The sequence below is a fragment of the Ruegeria sp. CF5 genome (genome assembly GCF_056537325.1).
In genome coordinates, this window is the sequence record NZ_JBQFRI010000001.1 from 216,292 (window position 1) to 238,855 (window position 22,564).

Annotated in this window: 20 protein-coding genes; 13 read left to right on the forward strand and 7 right to left on the reverse strand. The window is 57.1% G+C overall.

Translation table 11 applies throughout. From position 1 onward, the window contains the following. Positions 1-9: 9 nt before the first annotated feature. Entirely contained in the window at positions 10-2,736 is a 2,727-nt protein-coding gene (gene gyrA / locus ACR0NW_RS01050) for a DNA gyrase subunit A (RefSeq protein ID WP_480449377.1), read from the forward strand. Positions 2,737-2,788: 52 nt separating this feature from the next. Here the strand turns inward: gyrA and ACR0NW_RS01055 are convergent, their stop codons facing one another. From ACR0NW_RS01055 to ACR0NW_RS01065, 3 genes are read right to left on the reverse strand one after another with little or no spacing between them, the layout of a single operon-like run. After that, the gene (locus ACR0NW_RS01055; RefSeq protein WP_480449375.1) at positions 2,789-4,258 is read right to left on the reverse strand and encodes a carboxypeptidase M32; all 1,470 of its coding nucleotides are present in this window, start codon (positions 4,256-4,258) and stop codon (positions 2,789-2,791) included. A gap of 4 nt (positions 4,259-4,262) precedes the next feature. Beyond that, complete coding sequence (ctaA, locus tag ACR0NW_RS01060; protein WP_480449373.1) at positions 4,263-5,408, reverse strand: heme A synthase; 1,146 nt, start codon at positions 5,406-5,408, stop codon at positions 4,263-4,265. Positions 5,409-5,468: 60 nt separating this feature from the next. Beyond that, positions 5,469-6,212, reverse strand: a complete 744-nt coding sequence (locus ACR0NW_RS01065; protein WP_170650106.1) for an RNA methyltransferase — start codon at positions 6,210-6,212, stop codon at positions 5,469-5,471. 163 nt (positions 6,213-6,375) lie between these two features. Between ACR0NW_RS01065 and ACR0NW_RS01070 the strand changes: the two genes are divergently transcribed. Beyond that, positions 6,376-6,996: a thiamine phosphate synthase gene (locus tag ACR0NW_RS01070; protein ID WP_480449613.1), complete on the forward strand. Its 621-nt coding sequence runs from the start codon at positions 6,376-6,378 to the stop codon at positions 6,994-6,996. Here ACR0NW_RS01070 and ACR0NW_RS01075 read toward each other — a convergent pair. Continuing rightward, positions 6,993-8,138 carry a HupE/UreJ family protein gene (locus ACR0NW_RS01075; protein WP_480449371.1) on the reverse strand — a complete coding sequence of 382 codons (1,146 nt, stop codon included), beginning with the start codon at positions 8,136-8,138 and terminating at the stop codon, positions 6,993-6,995. The two genes, ACR0NW_RS01070 and ACR0NW_RS01075, sit on opposite strands and share 4 nt — an antisense overlap. A 169-nt stretch (positions 8,139-8,307) precedes the next feature. Here ACR0NW_RS01075 and ACR0NW_RS01080 point away from each other — a divergent pair, with 169 nt between their 5' ends. From ACR0NW_RS01080 to ACR0NW_RS01090, 3 genes are all read left to right on the forward strand, one after another. Continuing rightward, complete coding sequence (locus ACR0NW_RS01080; protein ID WP_480449369.1) at positions 8,308-9,201, forward strand: PfkB family carbohydrate kinase; 894 nt, start codon at positions 8,308-8,310, stop codon at positions 9,199-9,201. After that, complete coding sequence (locus ACR0NW_RS01085) at positions 9,198-10,109, forward strand: pseudouridine-5'-phosphate glycosidase (protein ID WP_480449367.1); 912 nt, start codon at positions 9,198-9,200, stop codon at positions 10,107-10,109. Before ACR0NW_RS01080 ends, ACR0NW_RS01085 begins: the two co-directional genes overlap by 4 nt. A 77-nt stretch (positions 10,110-10,186) precedes the next feature. Further along, positions 10,187-10,864 (forward strand): DUF502 domain-containing protein, encoded by a 678-nt coding sequence (locus ACR0NW_RS01090; protein WP_170650111.1) that lies wholly within the window; start codon positions 10,187-10,189, stop codon positions 10,862-10,864. On the opposite strand, the gene ACR0NW_RS01095 is transcribed toward ACR0NW_RS01090, so the two are convergent. Together ACR0NW_RS01095 and ACR0NW_RS01100 are read right to left on the reverse strand one after the other, a co-directional pair. Further along, positions 10,865-11,890, reverse strand: coding sequence for a patatin-like phospholipase family protein (locus ACR0NW_RS01095; RefSeq protein ID WP_480449365.1), 1,026 nt, complete (start codon positions 11,888-11,890; stop codon positions 10,865-10,867). A gap of 63 nt (positions 11,891-11,953) precedes the next feature. Beyond that, the gene (locus tag ACR0NW_RS01100) at positions 11,954-12,727 is read right to left on the reverse strand and encodes a 3-hydroxybutyrate dehydrogenase (protein WP_170650113.1); all 774 of its coding nucleotides are present in this window, start codon (positions 12,725-12,727) and stop codon (positions 11,954-11,956) included. Between the two features lie 323 nt (positions 12,728-13,050). On the opposite strand from ACR0NW_RS01100, the gene ACR0NW_RS01105 reads away from it, so the two are divergent. The 3 genes from ACR0NW_RS01105 (at position 13,051) to ACR0NW_RS01115 (ending at position 16,041) form a co-directional block, all read left to right on the forward strand. Then, complete coding sequence (locus ACR0NW_RS01105) at positions 13,051-14,865, forward strand: extracellular solute-binding protein (protein WP_480449364.1); 1,815 nt, start codon at positions 13,051-13,053, stop codon at positions 14,863-14,865. 222 nt (positions 14,866-15,087) lie between these two features. Continuing rightward, positions 15,088-15,201 carry an aquaporin gene (locus ACR0NW_RS01110; protein WP_480791514.1) on the forward strand — a complete coding sequence of 38 codons (114 nt, stop codon included), beginning with the start codon at positions 15,088-15,090 and terminating at the stop codon, positions 15,199-15,201. Positions 15,202-15,804: 603 nt separating this feature from the next. Beyond that, positions 15,805-16,041, forward strand: coding sequence for a hypothetical protein (locus ACR0NW_RS01115; protein WP_170651250.1), 237 nt, complete (start codon positions 15,805-15,807; stop codon positions 16,039-16,041). Here the strand turns inward: ACR0NW_RS01115 and ACR0NW_RS01120 are convergent. Beyond that, positions 16,030-16,653, reverse strand: a complete 624-nt coding sequence (locus ACR0NW_RS01120; protein ID WP_170650115.1) for an XRE family transcriptional regulator — start codon at positions 16,651-16,653, stop codon at positions 16,030-16,032. The genes ACR0NW_RS01115 and ACR0NW_RS01120 overlap by 12 nt on opposite strands. A gap of 65 nt (positions 16,654-16,718) precedes the next feature. Between ACR0NW_RS01120 and ACR0NW_RS01125 the strand changes: the two genes are divergently transcribed. The 5 genes from ACR0NW_RS01125 to ACR0NW_RS01145 all read left to right on the forward strand — a co-directional run bounded on the left by ACR0NW_RS01125 (position 16,719) and on the right by ACR0NW_RS01145 (position 22,563). Further along, positions 16,719-18,236, forward strand: coding sequence for a class I adenylate-forming enzyme family protein (locus tag ACR0NW_RS01125; RefSeq protein ID WP_480449362.1), 1,518 nt, complete (start codon positions 16,719-16,721; stop codon positions 18,234-18,236). Further along, on the forward strand, positions 18,233-18,889 hold the full coding sequence (locus ACR0NW_RS01130) for a DsbA family oxidoreductase (protein ID WP_480449360.1): 657 nt from the start codon (positions 18,233-18,235) through the stop codon (positions 18,887-18,889). Before ACR0NW_RS01125 ends, ACR0NW_RS01130 begins: the two co-directional genes overlap by 4 nt. 79 nt (positions 18,890-18,968) lie before the next feature. Further along, a complete protein-coding gene (locus tag ACR0NW_RS01135) occupies positions 18,969-20,177 on the forward strand; it encodes a multidrug effflux MFS transporter (protein WP_480449358.1) in 1,209 nt (402 codons plus the stop codon). 56 nt (positions 20,178-20,233) lie between these two features. Beyond that, positions 20,234-21,898: a tetratricopeptide repeat protein gene (locus ACR0NW_RS01140; protein ID WP_480449356.1), complete on the forward strand. Its 1,665-nt coding sequence runs from the start codon at positions 20,234-20,236 to the stop codon at positions 21,896-21,898. Beyond that, positions 21,895-22,563, forward strand: coding sequence for an SH3 domain-containing protein (locus ACR0NW_RS01145; RefSeq protein WP_480449354.1), 669 nt, complete (start codon positions 21,895-21,897; stop codon positions 22,561-22,563). Before ACR0NW_RS01140 ends, ACR0NW_RS01145 begins: the two co-directional genes overlap by 4 nt. The last annotated feature ends 1 nt before the right edge of the window (position 22,564 follow it).

Below are 22,564 nucleotides of genomic sequence, written 5' to 3' on the forward strand. Positions count from 1 at the left end.
GGCCGTTACGTGAGCGATACGCCAGAAACTCCTGAAAACATGGACGAAACCCCACCGGAACGCCCCGTTTATGACGGCCCGACGGTGTCTATCGAATCCGAGATGCGAACGTCGTACCTCGATTATGCGATGTCGGTCATCGTCAGCCGCGCGATCCCCGATCTGCGCGACGGGTTGAAACCGGTGCACCGGCGCATCCTTTATGCGATGCACGAGACCGGGAACACCCATGACAAGGCTTATCGCAAATCGGCCCGTCCGGTTGGTGATGTGATGGGTAAATACCACCCGCACGGTGACAGCGCGATCTATGACGCGCTGGTGCGGATGGCTCAGGATTTCTCGATGTCACTGCCGCTGCTGGATGGTCAGGGCAACTTTGGTTCGATGGACGGTGATAACCCGGCGGCCATGCGTTACACCGAAGTTCGCATGGACAAACCTGCCGCAGCCCTGCTGGCAGACATCGAGAAAGAAACGGTTGATTTTCAGGACAACTACGACGGCAAGGACAAAGAGCCGACCGTCCTGCCTGCCCGCTTCCCGAACATGCTGGTCAATGGTGCCGGCGGTATCGCCGTGGGTATGGCGACCAACATTCCGCCTCACAATCTGGGCGAAGTGGTCGACGCCACTCTGGCGCTGATCGACGATCCGGATCTGACATCCGAGCAACTGATCGAATACGTCCCCGGCCCCGACTTCCCGACCGGGGGCGTGATGCTGGGCCGATCCGGTGCGCGCAAAGCCTATCTGGAAGGGCGCGGAAGCGTCATCATCCGCGCCAAGACACGCGTCGAAGAGTTGCGCAAAGACCGCTACGCGATTGTGGTGGACGAGATCCCCTATCAGGTGAACAAGGCCGCGATGATCGAAAAGATCGCCGAGGCCGTGCGCGAGAAGCGGATCGAGGGCGTCGCCCACGTTCAGGATGAATCCGACCGCAACGGCGTGCGTGTCGTGGTCGAACTGAAACGGGATGCAACGCCCGAAGTGGTACTGAACCAACTCTACCGGTTTTCACCAATGCAGACCTATTTCGGCTGCAACATGCTGGCGTTGAACGGTGGCCGCCCCGAGCAGCTTACACTGCGCCGGTTCCTGACGTCGTTCATTGATTTCCGTGAAGACGTCGTTGCACGTCGTACAGCGCACCTGCTGCGCAAGGCGCGGGAACGCAGTCACATTCTGTGTGGTCTGGCCGTTGCCGTCACCAATATCGACGAGATCGTTACGACAATTCGGCAATCAGCGGACGCAGCGGAAGCCCGCGAAAAGCTGATGACCCGGCGTTGGCCTGCTCAGCCGATACTGGAATACATCGCGCTGATCGACGATCCGACCCATACGGCGAACGATGATGGCACTTACAATCTGTCTGAAACCCAAGCTCGGGCCATTCTTGAACTACGGCTACAGCGTCTGACCCAGATTGGCGTCAAAGAAGTCACCGACGAATTGGAAGAACTGGCAGGCAAGATCAAGGAATACCTTGAAATTCTGTCCAGCCGAGAGCGCATCATGGGCATCATCGCCGATGAATTGCGCGAGGTGCGCGAACAGTTCGCCGTGCCACGTCGCACCGAGATCGTCGATTGGTCCGGCGATATGGATGATGAGGACCTGATCGAGCGCGAAGATATGGTCGTGACCGTAACTTCGGGCGGCTATATCAAGCGAACCCCTCTGGCTGACTTCCGCGCCCAAAAACGCGGAGGCAAAGGGTTGAGCGGCATGCAAACCAAAGAAGAGGACGTGGTTACCAACCTCTTCGTGGCGAATACGCATACGCAGCTGTTGTTCTTCACCACCGACGGGATGGTCTACAAGCTCAAGACCTGGCGCCTGCCGCAATCGGGGCGCACCGGTAAGGGCAAGGCTATCGTAAACATCCTGCCAATTCCGACCGGTGTTTCCATCGCGGCGATCATGCCTGTGGATGTCCCGGACGATGAATGGGAAAACCTGCAGATCGTCTTTGCAACCAGCGCCGGAGACGTTCGCCGTAACCGGCTGTCGGATTTCACCAACGTCCGCCGTAACGGCAAGATCGCCATGAAACTGCCCGATGGGGTGGAACTGGTGAATGCACGCATCTGTTCCGAAGATGAAGACGTGATGCTGGTGACCAATTCGGGTCGTGCCATCCGCTTCCGCACTACGGACGTTCGTGTCTTCAACTCACGCGAATCCACTGGCGTGCGCGGTATAAAGCTGACCAATGGCGACCGGGTGGTCTCGATGTCCGTAATTCGTCACTTCGAAGCCGGACCGGACGAGCGCGCGGCCTACCTCAAGATGCGCCGCTTGATGGCTGGCGTTACGGATGAGACCGAAAGCGATGAAGACGAAGGTAACGCGGACAGTGTATTGCCTCAGGAACGCTATGCCGAAATGTCGGCGGCCGAAAACCTGATCCTGACTATCACCGCCGGGGGCGCCGGCAAGCTGAGCTCAAGCCACGACTACCCCGTGCGCGGACGTGGTGGCATGGGTGTTGCAGCGATGGACAAGGCGATGCGCGGCGGGGAATTGGTTGCGTCCTTCCCGGTCGAAATCGACGATCAGATTATGCTGGCGACATCCAAGGGCCAGTCGATCCGGGTTCCCGTCGATGGCATCTCGTTCCGTTCCCGTTCGGCCGGTGGCGTCAAAGTCTTTAACACCGGCAAGGGCGAAGAGGTGGTCAGCGTTGCCTGGATTGCCGATCAGGGCGACGACGACACTCAGGACTAAAATACCCAGTATCCAAGGCCCCGCCGCAATATTCGGCGGGGCTTTTTTTTGGTTAAAGCCCGTAAATCTGTCCGAACTTTTGTTCCAGATATTGCAGCAGCGGCTCGGGCCCCGGTTTCTGGCCACTAGCGCGTTCAATCACGTCACGTGGCGCATAGAGCCCACCGTAGCGTTGCAAATTCTCAAGTAGCCAACTGGTCGCGCCAGACGTTTCGCCCCGGCTCAGCTGTTCGTTCAGATCGGGAACTGCGGCTTGTAATGCCTCATACAGACATCCCGCATAGACATTGCCCAGAGAGTACGTTGGAAAGTATCCGAACAGGCCTACCGACCAGTGCACATCCTGCAAACATCCGTTCGAAGGCTTGTCCACGGCATACCCGAAATCGGACTTGAAGCGATCGTTCCACGCCGCCTCCAAATCATTGACTTCCAGATCCCCAGCCATCAGTGCCCGTTCAAGGTCAAAGCGCAGCATGATGTGCAGGTTGTATTGCACCTCATCAGCTTCAGTTCGGATATACCCGTTCTGTACCCTGTTGACGGCAGCATAGAACTCATCGGCATCAGCGATACCAAAGTCACCAAAAACATCGGTCATCTGTCCATACAGCCACCCTGTGAACTCGCGAGAGCGCCCCAACTGGTTCTCGTAAATTCGGCTTTGGCTTTCATGAACGCCCATCGAGACGCCCCTTCCCAGCGGAGTTAGGGCGTAGGCGGCGTCGATACCCTGTTCATATGCCGCGTGGCCGACCTCGTGAATCGTGGAATAAAAGCAGTTGAACGGGTCGGTTTCGCTAGTGCGCGTGGTAATTCGCACGTCTGATCCGCTACCCGAACTGAACGGATGTACGGCCTTGTCTACGCGCCCCCGATTCAGATCATATCCGAACACGGTTGCCAGTTTCTGCGACAGACGCATCTGATCGCCTTCGGCGAATGATCCGACTACGCCCTTAGGCATCGGCCTTTCCAGAATCGCAGCCCGCAATGCGACCAGCCGCGGGCGCATTTCATCAAAAATCGCGGCAATCTGGCTGCCTGTTGTGTAGGGTTCGTAATCTTCGACCATGGCATCGTAGATGTTCCCGCCCTGAGCCAACGCAGCGCCTTCTTCGCGCTTGAGGGCGACCACTTCTTCCAGAACCGGCAGGAAGGCGGCCACATCCTCGTCCGCACGGGCTTGTGCCCACTTTCCCTGCGCTTGTGAGGTTACGCGCGCGATCGCCTTTGCTAGGTCCGCAGGTACTTTGGCCGTACGCTCGAACGCACGACGGATTTCACGAAGCTGAGCTTCACTCACTTCGCATGTCCCTTTGGCTTCTTCCAACCAATCTGCCACACGCGGGTCGGAACGACGGGCATGCAGAACAGCCTCGATCGCGGCCATCTCCTCGCCTCGTTGCGCAGCGGCACCGCGCGGCATCACCGTTTCCTGATCCCAGCCCAGACGGCCCGCGATCTGGCCCAGTGCAGATGTTTCGCGCTGAAAGGCCATCAATTCGTCAAATGCGGTCATAGGTTCAAGCTCCACGTAAAGAGGTTGGGATCGGATAGGCGGTCAGGAAGCGCGCGCGCAAGATCAGCGTCCAGACCACAACGGCCATTAATTGGTGCAATATAGCGATTTGCCAAGGTGCGGCGTACACAACGGTTACGATACCAAGCACCACTTGCAGCGACAGCGCGGCAAATACCGCATTGAACGCAAGCTGCGTTTGTGGATGCGCACTTGTCCGTCCGCGCAACCAGACGACAGCTCCAAACGCAAACAGAAGATATCCTGCGCAGCGGTGTATGAATTGCACCAGCCCCGGGCTTTCAAAGAAATTCCGCCACATTGGTTCCAGCATTGTTGCATCGGGCGGCAGCAACTGCCCTCCGATCAATGGCCAATCGGTAAAGGAACGCCCGGCATCGATACCCGCTACCAGCGCACCGATCAGAATTTGCAGAAAGGCAAAATGCATAAGGCCGGTCGATAACGAAAACAACCGATCCTCCTTCGCGCGGCGCGCCTGCATCAGGTCCCGCTCCTCCCGGCCGAGCATAAAGATATACCACGCCAGAAAGCCGAGGATCACAAAGGCAAGTCCGAGGTGAACGGCCAGACGGTAGCTGGCGACGGCAATCATTCCCTCGCCCTGCGTCACGCCCGAGGCGACCATCCACCATCCGATTCCGCCCTGAATGCCTCCCAGAATTCCGGGCAGCAGCAGACGCCCGGTCCAGCCCGCCGGAATCTTCCGCGCGGCCAAAAAACCAAAAAAGCCTAGCGCCCAAACCAAACCGGTTACCCGGCCAAGCTGGCGGTGCCCCCATTCCCACCAGTAGATCGACTTGAAATCATCAAGCTCCATCCACTGGTTCTGAATGCGCCATTGATCAATTTGCTTGTACTTGTCGAACTCGGCCTGCCAGTCCGCCTCACTCATCGGGGGAATGGCTCCAGTGATCGGGCGCCATTCGGTGATGGACAGGCCGCTGTCGGTCAAACGAGTCAAACCGCCGACAACGATCATGGCCACGACCAAAGCGAACAGGATCATCAGCCAGGCCCGGATTGCGCGCCTTGCCCCACCCCTGCCACGATCAATCAAGCCGGGCTGAACCGCCTGCTGTTGTTGATTGTCCGAGACTTCCTCAAAGATGCTGCGCTTGCCGCTCATGCCATCCTCATGTCCTTGAATTTCACGCAGGCTAGGGCCATGGCCGACCGAGGTCCAGCCTCAGCCCTTGTCCTTCCACCGGACCATCTGACGCATGATCCCGTGCAACATTTGAACGTCTGCGCGCGTCATGCGCATCCGCGACCACAGATTGCGCAGGTTTACCTTCATCCCTTCGGCCTTTTCCGGCGGATAAAAGAACCCGGCCTCCTCCAACCGGTCCTCATAGTGCTCGACCAGCTTTTCGACCTCGATTCCCGTGGCCCAATCCCCCTTGCCCAGATCAGTCGTCTCATGCACGACATCGGCAGATTGACGCATCCACTCATATGCGGTCAGCAACACGCATTGTCCCAGATTCAGCGAGGCGTATTCGGGGTTCACCGGGACCGAGATGATGGCGTTGGCTTTGGCGATATCTTCATTCTCAAGACCCGCACGTTCCGGACCAAACAGAACCGCCACCTGCTCGCCAGCCGCTACCTTTTCCGCAGCGATCTGCATCGCGCGCTCGGGGCTGTAAACCGGCTTGGTCAACCCCCGCTGGCGGGCCGTGGTAGCGAACACAAACGTCCGATCCGACAGACCCTCCGCCAGATCGTCAAACAACTGAGCCTCGTCCAGCAATCGGCCTGCCCCGCTAGACATGGCAACGGCTTTGGGGTTCGGCCAGCCATCGCGCGGCGCCACGATACGCATCCGGTCCAGACCGAAGTTCCACATCGCCCGCGCGGCGGCCCCGATATTTTCACCCATCTGGGGGCGCACAAGCACAAATGAAGGCTGGGATTTGTCGCTGGGCATGTCAAACTCCGAATGGCTGCGCCTGCTCTAGTCGCGCGGCCCCGGCAGAGCAACCCTCACCACTCTTCCTCTTGCCCCAAATATCCCCACCGGAGGCATAAAAGTTTGCTTCCCGCCCACAATCCGCTAAACCGCGCGAAAGACAACGCGAAGGACCGCAATGATGGACGCCCCCGAGCAGCCGCAAATCTATCTGATCACCCCGCCTTCCATCGAACTGGACACCTACCCCGATCAACTCGCCCGCGTTCTGGACGGGGCCGAGATTGCCTGCATAAGGCTCGCGCTCGCAGGCAATGACGAGGACTCAATTGCCCGCATTGCGGATGTCTGCCGCGAAGTGGCCCACGCACGTGACGTAGCACTTGTTATCTCGAACCACGTTCTTCTCGCTCAACGTTTGGGCCTTGATGGTGTGCATCTGGACGACGCAGCACGTTCGGTACGCACCGCCAGAAAAGAACTGGGACCAGATGCCATTGTCGGCAGTTTTTGCGGGGCATCACGTCACGACGGGATGAACGCAGGTGAGGCCGGTGCGGACTATGTCGCTTTCGGGCCGGTAGGCAATGCCTCGCTTGGTGATGGAACAGTGGCAGAGTCTGACCTGTTTCAGTGGTGGTCTGATATGATCGAGGTTCCGGTCGTCGCCGAAGGTGGTCTGACCGAAGACAGCATTCGCGCCCTCACCCCCTGCACTGATTTCTTCGGATTGGGTGATGAAATCTGGTCGAACGATGATCCTTTGGCCACCCTCAAAAAGCTGACCGCGGCGATGGCCTAGACGGCAAGGAATGGCGTGATACACCAGTACACGCCAACCAACGCTAACACCATCGAGGCCGGTATTCTGATCCGACTGCGAAATCGCTGTGAACCAAAAGAAAAAAGTGTAATTACGGCAAATCCAGCAATGCCAATGGCCAGAATTGCCAAACCGGCACCCACGCCATAGCCAATGATTGCGGACATGGCGTGATTTGGTGGTATCGCGCCTTTGATCAGATCCGATGTCGCATCCGATCCGTGCAGCAATCCAAACCCAAAAACCGCAATCATTCGCCACAGGTGCAACCGGCGGGCAAATATGTTCTCGACGGACAGCAAAACGATACCCGCTGGAACCAATAATGCGACCACAGCCTGCGGCACGGCGACAATCGCCAAAGTACCCAAGGCCAGCATCGTGGAAAACCCCAATGAAAAAGGGATGAGTTGCAAGATCAGCGGTCGGACCCTGACGGACAGAAACAACATAGCCAGAACAAACGCGATCTGCTCAGGGCCGTTGGGCAGAATACGACTGAACCCCAATGCAAAAAAGGTTTCCATCGTTTCGGTCGATCCCAGTGCTGATCCCCCGACCAACGGAATGGCGGGGCTGGTCTCACCACCCTGCAGTAAGCCAGTGTACGGGGCCTCAACGCCTTGTTGCCGCAGAACCAGAGGGCCGGCACCAACCGGCCAACTCACCTGCAGGTTATGGGCGTTTTCAGGGATATTTCCGGTTAACAGCAAAGTTGACGTGCGCGCGGCCTCCCGATTGCCGACAACAGGAATATTAACACCTTCGTAGGACAGCTTGACCTGACCCTGAGCCTGAACATCCAGCTTGTCCATCCAAGGAATTGCGAACTCTCGCACCAATGGTTCCAGTTCCGAGGAAACCAAAGAACGAAGCTTCGAATAGTTTACAGACTCGTCCGCTTCGGCTGTGTCTGAGAGATTATCCAGATCCATACCGGCAACAAATGCTTCGGCATTGAAGTGAAGCTCGATAAACAAATCGCCGTTTTTGACCTGAAAATCTGCGACTGTCGGCGTGATCTCATGTGACGCGGATTGGTTCGGGGCAAAAAGCAAAACCGCAAGCAAACAAAGCGGCCCAAGCAGACCAGAGCGCAAAGCCCCTGAAACAGTCTTCATTTGCGTATCACCATAAAACTTTTTGCAAATCACAAGTATCTGTCCACCAATAGTCCGACTGAATTCAGACGAGATCAAGCGCAAATCCAGCTCATCCGTTGCTGAACGCCCGGACCTAATGTCCACCTTCCGACTTGCGCCTGCACCAGCGCTGCGGCATGACAGCGCCATGACTCAGAACACTGAAATCCTGTGCATCGGCTCGGTCCTTTGGGACATCATCGGCCGATCCGCCAGTCATATGCGTCAGGGATCGGACGTGCCGGGCCGAATTACGCGCCTGCCCGGCGGCGTTGCGATGAATATCGCCATGACCCTGGTCAGGTTCGGTATGACCCCGACCCTGCTGACTGCGATTGGTCGCGATCCCGAAGGTGATGAACTGGTCCATTCCTGCGCGCGTCTGGGTATGATTACCGATCATGTCTATCGCTCGCAGGACCTGCCGACCGACCGATATATGGCGGTCGAGGGCGCGAACGGGTTGATTGCAGCCATCGCCGACGCCCACTCGCTTGAGGCTGCAGGCGCCAAAATCCTGCGCCCCCTGCTTCACGGTCCGCTCGGGTATGAAAACACGCCGTTCGAAGGGCTGATCGCCCTGGACGGAAACCTGACTCTGGATCTGCTGGAAGATATCGCCCAAAGCCCGGCTTTCGCCCGAGCAGACCTGCGCGTGGCCCCGGCCTCACCCGGCAAGGCCGAGCGGCTTCTGCCGTTTCTCAAACACGCGCGCGCGACCCTGTACGTAAATCTTGAAGAAGCAGGATTGCTTTGCCAGCGCGAGTTTTCCGATTCAGAGAGTGCCGCCAAGAGCTTGCTTGATCGCGGCGCCCTACGTGTTCTTGTGACAGATGGCGGCAACTCCGCTACCGAGGGCAGTATCCTGGGCGTGGTGACACAAACCCCACCATCGGTTCTCGTAACCCGCGTTACCGGGGCTGGTGATACATTCATGGCGGCACATATTGCCGCCGAAGCTAATGGCGCGAACAGGGACGAGGCATTGGCCCGCGCCCTGCACGCCGCCGCAACTTACGTTTCCGGAGAAACCCCGCTGTGATCGACATCCAATACTCAACCGAAGTCCGCGCCGCCAAGGATGCAGGTCAACCCATTGTCGCGCTAGAAAGCACGATCATTACGCATGGCATGCCGCACCCGCAGAACGTCGAGGTCGCAGCCCGGGTCGAACAGGACATTCGCGATGCCGGTGCCATTCCGGCAACCATCGCCGTGATCAAAGGCGCGCTGCACGTGGGGCTTGAACCCGAACAGCTGGCTGCACTGGGGCAGGCTCAGGGCGTTGCCAAACTGTCCCGCGCCGACATGGCCGCCTGTATCGCCACAGGTGGCACAGGGGCCACTACGGTTGCCGCTACCATGATCGCCGCGCATCTCGCCGGGATCGAAGTGTTTGCTACCGGCGGTATCGGTGGCGTGCATCAGGGTGCGGAGACTTCGTTCGACATCTCCGCCGACCTGCACGAACTGGCCCAAACCCCGGTAACGGTTGTTGCGGCTGGCGCAAAGGCGATCCTCGACCTCGCCAAAACTTTGGAAGTGCTGGAAACACTAGGTGTCCCCGTTATTGCCCATGGTCAGGACGAGTTTCCGGCCTTCTGGTCCGCCAAATCACAATTTGCTGCTCCCCTGCGAATGGATAGCGCCGAAGAAATCGCCAAAGCGCATACAACCCGCCGGGCACTGGGTGTTCCGGGCGGCCAACTGGTCGCCAATCCCATTCCGAATGACGCACAAATTCCTGCCGAGGAACTGGCCCCCATCATCGCCTCGGCACAGTCGGATGCCGTGGCGCACCGGATTACCGGAAAAGGAGTAACGCCCTATCTCCTGCAGCGGATTTTCGAACAAACCGAGGGCCGGTCGTTGACCGCCAACATCGCGCTTGTGCGAAACAACGCCCGCATTGCCGCCAAAATCGCCAAATCCCTGACGGACGGCACGTAACGAAAGCAACGCCTTAAAGACTATTGTACCGGCGCTCCAAACTTCCTAACTAGTCTGGTAAACCACTCGGAAACGTAATGAATACACCGTTCGACGAAGAACCTCATCGCCGCCCAGGTCTGCTGGCCGGACTTCGCGCCTCTTTTTTGACGGGTATCGTGGTCATTGCGCCAGTCTGGCTGACTGGTTGGCTGATCTGGTCAGTCGTGGGCTGGATCGACAGTGCGGTCCTGCCGTTGGTGCCACAGCGTTTCCAGCCCGAGGAATACGTGGGCATCAATGTTCACGGCGTCGGTGTCATCTTTTTTCTGTTCTTCACGATTATCGTCGGCTGGATCGCCAAAGGTATTCTGGGCCGCTCGCTGATACATTTCGCAGAAAGTCTGGTTAACCGGATGCCGGTGGTCCGGTCTATCTATTCCGGCATCAAACAGATATCTGAGACGGTTTTCGCGCAGACCGAGCGGTCCTTTGAAAAAGCCTGTCTGATCCAGTATCCGCGCCGTGGAATTTGGGCCATCGGGTTCGTTTCGACAACAGCCAGAGGTGAAATCAGCCAAAGGGCCGAGACCGCTGGCGAGTTATATAGCGTATTCGTTCCGACCACGCCCAACCCAACTTCGGGTTTTCTGCTATTCTTCCCTGCCGAAGACGTCATTCTTCTGGACATGACGATCGAGGATGCGGCGAAACTCGTGATCTCGGCCGGTCTTGTCTATCCAAACGAAAAAGACCCGACGCAGCCGCCGGAATGATCAACTGAACATCATCGGCAGGTCTACTGTACTGCGTTCACCGATATCCGATTTGTGATCCTGAAGGAAACGTTCAGCCGCTGCGCGCCCTGCATGTTTCAACTTGTGCAGAATGACAGGGGTCGGAACCGTTTTGGTCGCAACCGACAAGCTGTTCATCAATTCGTCATCCGCGATCATGTGAACCAGAACGCGGTTCATCTCGCCGGCCTTCAGCTTACCGTCTGCCAGCAGCCGTTGAACGAAATTAATCGCCCTCAGCTCGCGCAAGAGCGATGAATTAAAGCTGATCTCGTTGATCCGGTTCTGAATCTGCTGCGGTGTCTTGGGAACCTCGTCCCGCTCCAGCGGGTTGATGTTAACGATCACGACGTCGTCTGGCAGTACATCATTGAACAATTGGTAAAGGGCGGGGTTGCCGGTATACCCCCCGTCCCAATAGGCTTCGGTGCGATCCGATTTCGGATCATAAATCTCGACCGCCTGAAACAGGTTTGGCAAACAAGCCGAGGCCAGAATGGCATCCGTCGATATTTCACCACCTGTGAAAACCCTGATCTTGCCGCTACGCACGCAGGTTGCGCAGACAAACAGGTCAGGACCTTCATCAGCGCAGATTTCATGGAAATCAAATCTGTCCACGACAGATGCAAGCGGATTGCGGTAAAACGGACCATATGCATAAGGCGACACCATACGCGACCAGGCATCCGCCACCGAAAAGGGAACCGAATATTCTATGGCCTGTGCGATCTGTGATGGTTCCAGCCCGCGCATCCAATGCGCAATCCGCATATCGCCGACAGCCCCCATACGCTTCCACAAATCATTCAGACATTCCCGTGCCCCGGCCCGACCCGCCTTGACCATTCCGGACTTGAAGGCGGCGCCGTTCAGCGCCCCGGCAGACGTGCCGGTGATTGCCGCCACCTCAATATCTTCTTCGTCCAGAAGCCTGTCCAACACGCCCCAGGTAAAGGCGCCATGCGCCCCGCCACCCTGCAAAGCCAGATTGATCTGTTTCAAACCTCGCCCCTTCTTCTGCTTAGCAACGCCTCGGGGATGTGGGGGTATAACCCCCACGAGAGATCAAAGGGCCGTCCAGCCCCCATCGACCGAGATCGTCGTACCAGTAATCTGCGCCGCCGCATCGGAACACAGGAACACTGCAGTGCCGCCCAACTGTTCCACGGTTGCAAACTCTTTCGATGGTTGCCGTTCAAGCATGACGTTCTTTATCACGTCTTCACGACTCATGTTGTATTCCTTCATGGTGTCGGGGATCTGCGCCTCGACCAGCGGGGTCAGAACGTAACCCGGACAGATCGCGTTACAGGTAATCGGCTCTTGGGCAGTCTCCAACGCGATGGTCTTTGACATACCTACAACGCCGTGTTTGGCGGCGACATACGCCGCCTTGTAAGGCGACGCGGTAAGACCGTGTGCTGACGCGATATTGATGACACGACCCCAACCCGCGTTACGCATCATCGGCAAAGCCGCAGCCGTCGTGTGAAAAACCGAGTTCAGGTTGATCGCGATAATCGCATCCCATTTTTCTACCGGAAAAATATCTATGGGCGATACGTGCTGAATACCGGCGTTGTTGACCAGAATATCACAAGCACCCGCCTGCTCGATCAATGCACGGCATTCGTCGCCGCTGGACATGTCAGCCTTGATATACCGGGCGTTTGTTCCCGTCTCCTGAGAGATCTGCGCGGCAAGCGCATGGTCCTCGTCCCGGTCTGTGAATGAATTCAGCACCACATCGGCCCCGGCCCTAGCCAGTTCCCACGCGACGCCCAAGCCAATCCCCGAATTCGATCCCGTGATGATCGCTGTTTTACCCGACAAGCTCATGGCGGCTCTCCCAATGAATGATTTAATTGGGGCCACACTGCCATGCTGCACTTGCAAATAAAACGGGGAAACGTCGTTTGCCTCACCTCATACTTTGTAACTGATATGATCACTTCCCCGTGATTACGGGGTCAAAAAAAACGCCCGCACGAAGCGGGCGTTAAGTTATTGAGGCAGGTTTCATACAGGCAAGAAACCTATCGAGCAGTGGAACCTTTATAAGCAATTCCGTGCCATCATCCAAGCTAAAAGTTTGAAAATATGAAAAATCATCGCTACGGTGAATCCCAAGAAAATAAGGCCAGAGCAGGATTGTTGCCAAAGTGCGACCAGTTTATCCACTCCCGATCCGTCATTTGATCGCGGGATTCACCACCCTTTTGTCTGTGTCAATCGCTCAGGCAGAATCGGTTCATGGCATAGCTATGTATGGAGACCCCGCACTGCCACCGGATTTTGTGTCCTTGCCCTACGCAAACCCGGATGCACCGAAAGGTGGCCGAGTCGTTTTTGGCAATACCGGCGGGTTCGACAGCCTCAACCCGTTCACGCAAAAAGGCACGTCGCCCTGGCAGTTGCGATTTTGGACTCACGAAAGCCTGATGGGCCGTTCCTGGGACGAACCTTTCACTCTTTACGGTCTCTTAGCCGAATCGGTCGAAACCGCACCGGACCGTTCCTGGGTCGAATTCACCCTGCGGGAGGATGCCCGATTCTCGGATAACAGCCCCGTCACGGTCGATGACGTGATCTGGTCGTATGAGACCCTGGGAACCGAAGGCCATCTGCGGTACCGGGGGCTTTGGTCCAAGATCGACAGTATCGAACAAACCGGTCCCCGCTCTGTTCGCATCACGTTTTCCGAGGCTGACCGGGAACTGGCACTGATCGCCGGATTGCGCCCCATCCTGCAGAAGGCCCAGTGGGAAGGTAAAAATTTTGCCGATGCACAGCTTCACGATGTACCGGTCGGCTCTGGCCCGTATGTAGTCGAGGACTACGAAGCGGGGCGCGATGTGACCCTTCGAAGGAACCCTGAATATTGGGGAGCGGATATTCCCTTTCGCCGGGGCACAATGAATTTCGGTGAAATGCGGATCGAATTCTACGGCGATCAGACTGTCCTGTTCGAAGCGTTCAAGGCCGGGGAATTGACGGCTGTGCGAGAGTTCAATGCCGAGAAATGGGATAATCAGTACAATTTTCCCGCGGTCCAGCGCGGTGACGTCCTAAAGACCGAGATACCGCACGCCAAACCCTCGGGCATGACGGGCATCGTCATGAACACACGAAAGCCGCCGCTTGACGATTGGCGCGTTCGTGAGGCGCTGATGCTTGCCTTCAACTTTGAGTACATCAACGACACCGTCACTGGCGGCGCACAACCCCGGATCGCCTCCTATTTCTCAGGCTCTGATCTGGCCATGCAAACCGGCCCGGCAACCGGGCGCGTCAAAGAACTGCTGATGCCTTACACCCGGGATCTGCCGCCCGGTGCACTGGAAGGTTACGATCTGCCCGAAGGTGATGGCTCTGCCCGCAATCGCAGAAATCTGCGCAAGGCCGCCGGGCTGTTGTCTGACGCGGGGTGGTCAGTACAGGACGGGCAACTCAGAAATCCGCAGGGAGAAACGTTCAATTTGACCATCCTGTTGCAACAGGGCGATTCCGGAATGGAAACTGTTGTCGAAATCTATGCCCGTGCGCTGGAACGTCTTGGCATCGGATTAACCGCTGAAAAGGTCGACAGCGCACAATATGCGGGTCGGATTGCGGAGCTTGATTTTGACATGACGCCTTTCCGTCGGGCACTTTCCCTGTCTCCGGGCAACGAACAAAGGCTTTATTGGGGAAGCGACGGCGCGAATACTCCGGGCACCCGCAATCTGATGGGTGTCGCCTCTCCGGCTGTTGATGGCATGATCGACGCTATGCTGGCGTCGGAATCACGCGAGGATTTCGTCGCCGCCACCCGCGCGCTGGACCGTGTTCTGACGGCTGGACGCTATGTCATTCCCATCTGGAGCTTCGATGTGGGCCGTATCGCCCATGCTGCCGAACTGAAGTATCCTGACACTCTGCCGATTTACGGCGACGGGCCGCAATATATGCCCGATGTCTGGTGGTATGAGGAGTGACCACTTCCATATTTCATTGGATATGGAAAAATAGGTTCATGAGAAACCCGGAACTCTGGCGCATTCCAAGCGGAGTGTTTTTTCGGCTGTTGATGTGGCGGTATCCGGATTTCGTTCCCGCAGGTCAGCTCACCGAAGTGTAGAAACTGCTGCCGCAAAAGGGCTACGACGCCTTGATGCCGCGCTCGAAATCCGTCGATGAATTAGTAGCTGCAGAACGCGATCGCGACGGGATGCATTCTCTATGCGATTATCACGACGCTCGGTCCGGTATCGGGTGCCCATTTCGATCCAGCAGTAACACTGACTTTTGCCATGCGCCAAGAACACCCCTGAGACGGTGACGCCCCCTATGTGGCCTGCCAGATCGCAGGCGGATTCTTCGACGTGTGGACCACATTACACGTTTGATCTGTTGATTCTCCAAACGTCGACAACGATGCATCGAACAGAGTCGCATCAGTGGTTTTCGGAAATCACTGCAACCCTGAGCCTGCTGTTGTTGATCTTCGGCGGAATTCGGCACAAGTCGTACGCGGTACCACCCCTTGTGGGCCTCTATATCACCGGCACCTATTGGTACACGCCCTCCACAAGTTTTGCGAACCCGACCGAGACAATCGCAAGAGGGCTCACCGATACCTTTGCAGGTATATACTCTGGCACAGACCCATGTTCACCCTGACGCAGATTCTTGCAGTGTTCATCGGCCACATAGTGCTGAACTGGCTGTTCACAGACGGGGAACAACTGGACCGGTCGCCACGCACTCAAATGTAGGTCAGTTCATCCTGTTGCGCCTTTCCGAAGCGGGTTTTTTCGACTTTCAGCGCTCAAGAGGGGTGCGACACTTTGCCCTGTCTATCAAACCGCCTGAACGTCCGTAACCTATTCGAGGGGAGAGCGATCCTGAAACCACAAAGAATGGAAAGCTCACATATGTTAAACTGGGCCGATCTCACGCAAGACTGGAGCGCTTCGTTTGCGCGTGCAAAAAAGCGATTTCCGAACCTGCGCGACAAAGACATGGCTTTTGTGAAACAAGATCGCAAACAGTTCGAGGCTTATCTGGCCGAACGCCATCATCTGACGGTTAACGAAGCTCACGAAGAACTTGAGGACTTTCTGTTTACCGAAGGTTTGAACAGGGAATTCGACCACTCGCTACGCGAGTGACGTTACCCAAAGGATCAATGCATCTTCATCACTGACTGAAATTACGTTGTGGCCCATGCTGCCATCGTAATAGGCGCTGTCACCACGTCGCATCTCAACCGGTTCGTAAAATTCGGTGTACAGCCGGACCACACCCGTCAGAACATACAGAAACTCTTCGCCATCGTGGCGCACCCATCCATCGAATTCGTCCATGGAACGTGCCCGGACCCGCGCGCGATACGGCAGCATCTGCTTTTTGGTCAAAGCCTCGGCCAATAACTCATGCTCGTATGTCACAGTGGCATGAGCGGTTCCGGCCCCGGATTTGGTAATCGCCATCCGCCCGATCACCTGTTCGCGCTGCGGTGCGGTGAACAACTGCGGTACAGAAATCTGCAACCCGGTCGCCAGCTTCTTGAGGGCATCATATGTCGGTGACATCTGACCGTTTTCAATCTTGCTCAACGTGGACCGAGCAAGACCTGCCTGTGTGGCCGCCTGTTCGAGGGTCCAGTTCCGGGCCTTGCGCAACTCGCGCACCCGGGCGCCCAGATCAAGCGGTTCGACTTCGGTCTCGGCGCCATTGTCGCGGGCGATACGGATGATGGACTTGGGGTCGCGGTTGGTCATGGGCCTTTCTATAGGGCTAGCGCCCGGCGCTTGCAACGCGACAGACGGCGCGGTAGCCATCGATCATGTTGTCGATATTCGATCAAGGCCCACCGCCACCCTGCCCGGCCCCCTTCAACCTTGCAGCACATGTCATGCGCCGTGCCGGGGATCTGGCAGACAAGACGGCGCTTTCCGTCCTTTATGAAAACGGGTCCGAGGACTGGACCTATGCTCAGCTTGAGGCCGCCATTCTGGGCACCGGTGCCGGATTATTGAAAGCGGGCTTAAAAGCCGGTGATATCGTCCTGATGCGGCTGGGTAATACGGTTGATTTTCCCATCGCCTATCTGGGTGCAATTTCTGCAGGAATTGTTCCGGTGCCGACGTCATCGCAACTGACCGAGCCGGAAACGGCCAAAATGATTGACGAGCTGTTACCAGCAGCAATTTTTCGAGACCCCAAGGTCACCTGCGCAGTGCATCCCCACCAGATCGAACTGCACGACCTTGCGTCCATGCGGAACCTGCCGCCAGCTGATTACGATATGGGGGATCCGGATCGTCTGGCCTATGTCGTTTACACCTCTGGCACCTCGGGGAAACCGCGCGCCGTTGCACATGCACATCGGGCCATCTGGGCGCGTCAAATGATGGTGGATGGGTGGTACGGTCTGACCGAAGCTGACCGGCTGTGCCACGCCGGCGCGTTCAACTGGACCTACACACTGGGCACAGGTCTGATGGACCCATGGACGGCAGGTGCGACCGCTCTGATCCCCGAAGCCGGAACGGACCCGTCATCCTTACCCAAGCTGTTGAAGACCCACGAGGCAACGATTTTCGCCGCCGCGCCCGGCGTCTACCGCAAGATGCTGCAAAGCATCGATGAGTTTGATCTGCCCCATCTTCGCCACGGCCTTTGTGCGGGCGAAAAACTGTCGCGTCACTTGCACGAACATTGGTCCAACGTCACCAAAACCGAACTGTACGAGGCCTACGGAATGTCCGAGTGTTCGACCTTCATCTCGTCCAGCCCAACATATCCCGCGCAGGGTGAGACTTTGGGGCGACCGCAATCAGGCCGCCGTGTGGCCATCCTTGGCCCGGACGGCCCGGTCGCGGCAGGACAAGAGGGTACCATAGCCGTTCACCGCTCGGACCCCGGTCTGATGCTTACCTACCTGAATGCCCCGGACGAGGCAGAGGCGCGTATGCAGGATGAGTGGTTTCTGACCGGCGACCAGGGAGCAATGGCCGAGGACGGCCAGATCACTTATCTCGGCCGTGACGATGACATGATGAATGCGGGCGGATATCGCGTTTCACCCGTCGAAGTCGAATCCGTCCTGAGCAGATACCCCGGAATTACCCAAGTTGGCGCGGCCTCGGTCGAGGTGAAACAAGATACCTTTGTCATCGCAGTATTCTATACCGGGCCGGCAAGACTGGACGAGGCCGCGTTACAGTCCTATGTGGAGGCCAACCTGGCGCGCTACAAGCAACCGCGCGCCTTCGTCCACCTTCCCGCCCTGCCCGTCGGAGGCAACGGCAAACTTCTGCGCCGCGCTTTGCCGGCCTATTTCAAGGCTCAGTCCAAATGACACAAACCGTCAAGCTCGATATTCTGTCCGATCCGATTTGCCCTTGGTGCTACATCGGCAAGACACATCTGGACAAGGCATTGGCGGCGATACCCGATCATCCGTTCGTCATTGAGTGGCATCCCTTTCAGCTCAACCCGGAAATGCCCGAGGGTGGGATGGATCGACGCGAATATCTTGAGCGGAAATTCGGCGGCCAAAAAGGCGCTGTGCGCGCCTATACTCCGGTTGTCGAACATGCTGAAAAGGCCGGTCTGAACATCAACTTTGAAAGCATGCGGAGAACGCCCAACACGCTGGATGCACACCGTCTGATCCACTGGGCCGGGATCGAAGGTAAACAGAACGAGGTCGTCGATGCCCTGTTCACTGCGTATTTCGTGGAAGGTCGGGACATTGGTGAGCACGATGTTCTTGCCGACATAGCCGACGCCGCAGGCATGGACGCCTCAGTGGTGCGAAAGCTGCTGAAATCGGATGCCGACCGCGAGGATATCCGCAATCGTGACACCCACTCTCGGAAAATGGGCTTGAACTCGGTTCCGACCTATATCATCGCCAATCAACATGCCGTTCCTGGAGCTCAGGCGCCTGATCTTTGGGAAAAGGTGATTGGTGAAATTATGTCTCAATCCGAGCCTTCATCTGCATAATAGCACAGAGGTCTGTGCATTTTTCATCCCTAGCGCCGCCTGATCCCGCGTGATAGCGCGAACGGGTAAGGAGTCCCACATGGCTGACCGTATGTCCAAGGGCGAGTTCATCGCGCTTATCGCGATGATGTTCGCCACTATTGCGTTTTCGATAGACTCGATGCTGCCCGCCCTACCCGAAATCGGCATGCAGCTTAGCCCAGATGACGTGAACAAGGCACAATTGATCCTGACATCATTTGTGTTGGGTATGGGGATTGGCACCTTTTTCACGGGTCCGCTGTCTGACGCATTCGGGCGGAAACCAGTGATTTATGGCGGTGCCTGCCTTTACATCATTGCCTCAGCCGTCGCCTGGGCCAGTTCCTCGCTTGAACTGGTGCTGGCAGCGCGGGTGGCGCAGGGTCTGGGCGCGGCCGGGCCGCGTGTCGTTGCCATGGCGATTGTACGTGATCTTTACTCGGGCCGGGAAATGGCGCGGATTATTTCGATCGCCATGATGATATTCACCCTTGTACCCGCCATCGCGCCGATGCTGGGCGCAGGCGTCATCGCCATCACGGGCTGGCGCGGTATATTCATATCATTCATCCTGTTCTCGCTGATTACAATCATCTGGATGGGCCTGCGCCTGCCCGAGTCACTTGCACGCGAAAATCGCCGCCCATTCCGGCTGCCACTGATGATCGCCGCGGCGCAAGAGATGTTCGCCCATCCGTCAGTGCGCCTGTCAATCTTGGTTCAGACATTGTGCATGGGTACGCTCTTTACCATGCTCACCATGGTGCAGCCGGTTTATGACATCATCCATGACCGGGCAGACAGCTTTCCCTTCTGGTTCGGATTTGTCGCACTCATCTCAGGTTCGGCCAGCCTGCTGAACGCAGCCGTCGTAGTCCGCGTGGGAATGCGCAAGATGGTGACATGGACGTTGGGGGCGCAGATATTTCTGACATCGGGGGTCATCCTTCTGAGCAATCTTGACCTGTCACCCAATGCGTCATTTGCACTATTTGTTGCATGGCAAACATCCATCTTCTTTATGGCGGGAACCACCCTTGGCAACCTGAACGCCATCGCGATGGAGCCGATGGGCCATATCGCCGGAATGGCAGCGTCTGTTATCGGCGCAATCTCAACGGTTCTTGCTGCAGCAATCGCCGCGCCGATCGGGTTGCTTTTCAACGGCTCAATCACTCCGTTGACAACGGGTATCCTGACGATGTGCGTGGTCGCTTTCGGGTTGATGGTCCACATGGGCAGGATTGAGGAAAGACTGCCTGCCTGACCTGTGCAGAGCAAATGAAACGCGCTAACCTTTCCGCAAAGCGTGGGGAGGTTTTGATGAGCGACTACTATGATTTAGGCAGTTATTCCTGCCCTGTATCCACTTCGTCGGCTGAGGCCCAGCTGTGGTTCGACCGGGGCTTGAACTGGACCTATGGATACAATCACGAAGAGGCCATCGTCTGCTTCGAACGTGCACTTGAACATGATCCCCACTGCGCAATGGCCCATTGGGGGGTCGCCTATGCTGCTGGCCCGAACTACAACCTGCCCTGGGCTTTACGCGACGACGCCGGACGCGCCAAGGCACTGGCCTGTGCCTATGACGCCACGCAAAAGGCACTGGAACTGTCCGAATACTGCACACCTGTCGAGCAGGCGCTAATTGGCGCCCTGCCCGCCCGCTATCCGCAGCGTGATCCGATAGATGACATGCATATCTGGGACCATGATTTTGCCGATGCGATGCGCGCGGGTTTTGCAACCGCACCCGATAATCTGGAAGTGCGCACGATCTATGTCGAGGCACTGCTGAACCTGACGCCCTGGAAAATGTGGGATCTTTACACGGGCCAACCAGCGAAGGGTGCAAAGACAACCGAAGCTCGGGATGCCTTGGAAAGGGCCATGGCCGAAAACCCTGCGGCCATGACGCATCCCGGCATTCTGCATCTTTATGTGCACCTGATGGAAATGTCGCCGACACCCGAAAAGGCGCTCAAGGCCGGTGATGTGTTGCGTACACTGGTCCCCGATGCGGGCCATCTTGTGCACATGCCAACCCATATCGACGTTCTATGCGGTCACTATCAAAACGTTGTCCACTGGAACCAACAAGCCAGTGTTGCCGACCTCAAATACTACGAACGCGAAGGGGCGTTTAATATCTATACAGGCTATCGCCAGCACAATTATCACTTTGCAATCTACGGCGCGTTGTTTCTGGGTCAGATGGAACCCGCCCTGCGCGCCAATCAGGGCCTTTGGGACACAACACCCGAGGACATGCTGCGCATAGAGAGCCCGCCCATGGCTGATTACTTTGAAAGTTACATGGCGATGGGGCCGCATATTCTGATCCGCTTTGGTCAGTGGGAAAAAGCAAAGGCATTAGAGCTACCTTCCGACCCCGATCTCTATCGAACCCTGACCGCAACCACGCATTATGCACGCGCGATAGCCTTCGCCGCAACGGATCAGGTCCCTGATGCGGAAGCAGAAGAACAGGCGTTTCTTGCGGCCAAAGAGCGGGTTCCCGAGACGCGTCTTCTGCACAACAACCGCGTTGTTGACCTGCTTGAGATTGCCGGTGAAATGTTGCGTGGTGAGATTGAGTACCGAAAGGGAAACCACGAACTCGCCTATGCACATTTGCGCAGGTCCGTCGAACTGGACGACACCCTGCCCTATGATGAGCCGTGGGGTTGGATGCAACCCACGCGACATGCCTTGGGCGCATTGCTGTTCGAACAGGGGCATGCGGCCGAAGCAGAAGCGGTCTATCGCGAGGATCTGGGTTTGGGGGGCAGTCTTAGCCGCGCATCGATTCACCCGGACAATGTCTGGAGCCTCAAGGGACTGCACGATTGTCTGAAGGCACGCGGGGAAACTGTTGAAATCCTTCAGATCAAACAACGTCTGGACCTTGCTCTTGCCCGTGCCGACCGTGCAGTCGGCGCGTCCTGTTTCTGTGCGCAAGCTGCGATGAGGGCCGCTGAATGAAGTACTTTTCCATGCTGCTGTCCGTTGCTTTCATTGGCAGCCCGGTAACTGCTGAACGCCTGTCCTTTCCTCCTGTCGATCAGGCCGCCGATGATAACACGCTGGTCGTGTTCCGGAACGAACTGCTGGAAAAGATCGCGTCTCGCGACATTGAGGCGGTCGTTGATCTGGCCTGCCCGGATATCTACCTCAGTCACGGCGGGACCGGCGGACCGCTGGAGTTGCGCGCGAACCTGACCGAAACTTCGAATTCTTCGTCGGACGGCACAATTGGGCAAACCGACCTTTATTGGGATGCGTTACAGGAAACGCTGTCGCAACCGGGTTACTTCGACGATCTGGGCGAATTCTGGATGCCGCATCAATGGCAGATCACACTGCCCGCCGCACTTGATCCCTTCACCGCCTATTTCGTGACGGGCAACCGCGTGTCACTGCGCAAAGAGCCATCCCGAGACGCGCCGATCCTCGACGCAATCAGCCACGAGGTCGTAATCGTTCCTGATTTTCAGCCGGCCGCCGAATACCAACGGGTCCGCCTGACCGACGGCATCACCGGGTTTATGCACAGCGACTTCCTTTGGTCCATGGTTGGATACCGTGCGGCGCTGGTGAAATCCGACGCGGGCCAGTGGCAGTTGTGCACGTTCGTTGCCGGTGATTGAC